Genomic DNA, 3,764 nt, shown 5'->3' on the forward strand with positions numbered 1-3,764 from the left:
TCCTTCGACACCCTCGATCCGAAGGCGCCGACCGTGACCAAGGTGCGTCGCTTCACCCTCTTCGACAGCGAGGAGGCGGCGATGGCCCGTGGCGTGGAAATCCAGCTGAGCATCGACAATGCCGACGGCCTGCGCGAAGGCACGCCGATCCGCTTCAAGGGCCTGGACATCGGCAAGATCGAAAGCGTCGAGCTGAACCCGGACCTCTCCGGGGTACTGATGAAGGCCCGCCTGACTTCCGCCGGCGAGCGCGTCGCCCGCAGCGGAACCCGCTTCTGGGTGGTGCGTCCGGCGCTCGGCCTGCTGCGTACCGAGAACCTCGGAACCCTGGTCAGCGGCCCCTATATCGAGGCGCTGCCGTCGAGCACGCCGGGCGAGCGCCAGGCACGCTTCCAGACTCTCGCCGAAGCACCCAACCTGCTGGGTCGGGAAAACGGCCTGCGGCTGACCCTCAGTGCGCCGCGCAAGGGCTCGATCAAGCCGGGCAACCTGGTGACCTACCGGCAGATCCCGGTGGGCAAGGTCGTCGACCTGGCCTTGGGCGAACAGGCCGACCGGGTGCTGATCAGCATCCTCATCGAACCGCGCTACGTACCGCTGGTGCGTACCGGCAGCCGTTTCTGGAATGCCAGCGGCTTCGGCGTCGACGCCAGCCTGTTCAAGGGTCTGTCGCTACGCACCGAGTCGATGGAGGCGCTGATGGAGGGCGGCATTGCCTTCGCCACCCCGAACAATGCGCAGATGGGCGAGCCCGCCAAGCCGGGGCAGACCTTCGCCCTGTTCGATTCGGCCAATGACGAATGGTTGGAGTGGGCGCCGAAGATTCCTCTGAAGGAAACCGCCCGCCGCTGATTGTCGGACCGGCAAAAAGAAACGCCGCTTACCTGGGTAAGCGGCGTTTTCGTTCATGCCTGCCTGCTGGGAAGTGGGTGTCAGTGAGTGCTGAGATGCGCCCGGGTGGTCAGCAGGTACACCGGCAAGCCGGAGATCAGGATCAGCAGCGCGGCGTAGGGTGCGGCGGCAGCGTACTCCAGGTTGGCGGTGTGCACCCAGACCGAGGTGGCCAGGGTCGACAGCCCGGTGGGACCTAGCACCAGGGTGGCGGTCAGTTCCTTCATGGTGTCGAGGAACACCAGCACGAAGCCGGCGCCGATGGCCGGCGAGATGATCGGCAGGGTGATCCGCAGGAAGGCCATCAAGGGCGTCTGGCCGAGAGTGCGGGCGGCTTCCTCCAACTGCGGCGAGGCCTTTTCCAGGGCCACGCGGATCGGTGCCTGGGTCAGCGGCATGAACAGCAGGGCATAGGCGACCAGCAGCAAGCCGGTGGTCTGGTAGGTGGCTGGCAGGTAGTGCAGCGAGAAGTACACCAGCGAGAGTGCGATCACCAGTCCCGGCAACGCTTGCAGCAGGTACGGCAGGCGCTGGGTCCAGCGCGCCAGGGCGCCGGGGTAGCGCACCACCAGGATGCTTACCGGCAGCGCCAGCAGGCAACTGAGCAGGGCCCCGCCGAAGGCCAGCGACAGGGAGGAAAGCAGGGTCGAGGCGATTTCCATCAGCGGGAAGCTGGCCGAGGAGCCTTCGTACAGCCAATAACCGAGCATCACCAGGGGGATACCGGTACCGACCAGCACCAGCGTCGCCAGCAGCGCCTGGATCGGCCACTTGCCAAGCCCCAGGCGGACCCGTTCGGCCCGCCGCGCGCTGCCCTGGCCGGTGCGTACCAGGCGGCCGCGGCCGCGCATGCGCAACTCCAGCCAGAGCAGCAGGAAGCACAGTGCCAGGAGTACCGAGGAGAGCATCGCCGCGGTGGCGTTGCTGAACTCCAGTTCGAACTCCTGGTAGATGGCTGTGGTGAAGGTCTGGTAGCGCAGGATCGACAGCGCGCCGAACTCCACCAGCATGTGCAGCGCCACCAGTAGTCCGGTGGCGGCCAGGGTCGGGCGCAGCAGCGGCAGGGTGACCCGCAGGAACACCTGGCGCCGCGACAGACCGAGCATCCGCGCCGACTCCTCCAGGGAAGGATCGATGCCGCGCAGGGTCGCTGCTACCGGCAGGTAGACCAGCGGATACTTGGACATGGTCATGACCAGGATGGCGCCGCCGAGGCCTTCGTACATCGGGCTCAGCGAAACCCAGGTGAAACTGCTGACGAAGGCGGGGATGGCGAACGGCAGGCACAGCACCACGTTCCAGAAGCGCCGCGCCGGCAGGTCGCTGCGCTCCACGCACCAGGCCAGGGCCAGGCCGAGCAGGGCGCTGAGCAGGGTCACGCCGAACATCAGCCACAGGGTGTTGCCCAGCAAGCGGAATACGTAGGGGCGCCAGAGCAGTTGCCAGGCGCTGTGCCAGCCGGCGTCCCAGGCCTTGGCCGCGACGTAGAGCAGCGGCAGGCTGGCCAGCAGGGCGAGGAGCAGGACCGGCAGGAGCAGCCAGAATGGCGTTCGCCGGCGCGAGCCCGTGCGCAGGCGCACGGGCGTGGAGGCGGCGCCGATCAATTCAGGCCAACGTCGCGTTCGAGGCTGAGGGCCTCGCTGGCCTCACCCAGATCGGCCGGGGTCAGTTTCGGTGGGTCCAGTTCGGCGAACGGCTTCAGCGCCGGATCGGCCTGCATCCCCTTGCGCATCGGGTACTCGGCGGACTGGCTGAGGATCGCCTTCTGGCCTTCCTCGCTGAGCATGAAGGCGACGAACTGCTGGGCTTCCCTGGGGTGCTTGCTGGACTTGAGCACCGCGGCGCCGGAGACGGTGACCAGCGCGCCCGGGTCCTGGTTGCCGAAGTAGTGCAGGCGCGAGTTCAACTCGCCCTTTTCCTTCTTCAGGGTGTACCAGTAGTAGTTGTTGATCAGCGCCATGTCGACCTCGCCGTTCTCCACGGCTTTCATGGCGGTGACGTTGTTGGTGTAGATCGAGCCGAAGGCCTTCAGGCCGGTCAGCCAATCCTCGGCTTCCTCCTGGCCCTTGAGCTTGATCACTGCGGCGACCTGTTCGAGGAAGGCGCCACTGGTGGGCACGAAGCCGAAACGGCCGGACCAGGACGGATCGGAAAGATCCATCAGGCTCTTCGGCAGATCCTTCTCGTCGATCTTCTTCGGGTTGTAGGCCAGTACCCGGGTGCGGGCGGTGATGCCGATCCAGTCACCGTTGCCGCCGGCGTGCTCCGGCTCGACCAGGGCCAGGGTCTCTGGCTCCAGCTTGGCCAGCAGGCCGGCGCTGGCCAGGCGGATCAACGGTGGCGATTCCTCGGTGTAGAGCACGTCGGCCGGCGAGCGTGCGCCTTCCTCGGTGATCTGGCTGGCGAGTTGGCCATCGCCGCCCTTGCGGATCTTCACCTGGATGCCGGTCTTGTCCTGGAAGGCCTTGGCGATGGCGATACCGGTGGCGGCGTGCTGGCCATTGTAGAGGGTAAGGGTGACGGGATCGGCCGCCGCATTGAGGGAAAGCGAACCGAGCAGGCACGCCAGGGCGGCGTGGCGGAAACGGTTGAGAAGTCGAACAGGCATGGATTCTCCCCGTGGGTTACAAATGCGAATGTAACCAATTATATCTTCGCGGGAGCCTCGGGCCTATCGGAAAAGTCCACGGCCCTGTCAGGCAGGGCCGTGGCAGACGCTTCACGCCGGTTCGCCGGCTTCCTCCGGCTCGCTGGCTGCGCGGGTTTCGCCGCTGGCGGCGGCATCCCGGCGACGGATGTATTTCCAGTCCGCTTCGTCGATATAGATGCCGTTCGGGCCGCTACCGCCTTCCAGGTCGATCGCCACGTGTGCG

General features: G+C 66.5%; 4 protein-coding genes. 1 reads left to right on the top strand and 3 read right to left on the bottom strand.

Annotation, left to right across the window (positions count from 1 at the left end):
• A partial coding sequence (locus HMPREF1224_RS31935) for an MlaD family protein (RefSeq protein ID WP_010793752.1) occupies nucleotides 1-852 on the top strand: 852 nt, incomplete at its 5' end.
• Between the two features lie 80 nt (nucleotides 853-932).
• Here the strand turns inward: HMPREF1224_RS31935 and HMPREF1224_RS31940 are convergent.
• The 3 genes from HMPREF1224_RS31940 to HMPREF1224_RS46215 all read right to left on the bottom strand — a co-directional run.
• A complete protein-coding gene (locus HMPREF1224_RS31940) occupies nucleotides 933-2,471 on the bottom strand; it encodes an ABC transporter permease (RefSeq protein ID WP_003161946.1) in 1,539 nt (512 codons plus the stop codon).
• A gap of 20 nt (nucleotides 2,472-2,491) precedes the next feature.
• Nucleotides 2,492-3,499 carry an iron ABC transporter substrate-binding protein gene (locus HMPREF1224_RS31945; protein ID WP_003095046.1) on the bottom strand — a complete coding sequence of 336 codons (1,008 nt, stop codon included), beginning with the start codon at nucleotides 3,497-3,499 and terminating at the stop codon, nucleotides 2,492-2,494.
• A gap of 111 nt (nucleotides 3,500-3,610) precedes the next feature.
• A partial coding sequence (locus HMPREF1224_RS46215) for a hypothetical protein (protein WP_010793753.1) occupies nucleotides 3,611-3,764 on the bottom strand: 154 nt, incomplete at its 5' end.

The sequence above is a fragment of the Pseudomonas sp. P179 genome, assembly GCF_000478485.2.
Taxonomy (GTDB): domain Bacteria; phylum Pseudomonadota; class Gammaproteobacteria; order Pseudomonadales; family Pseudomonadaceae; genus Pseudomonas; species Pseudomonas aeruginosa.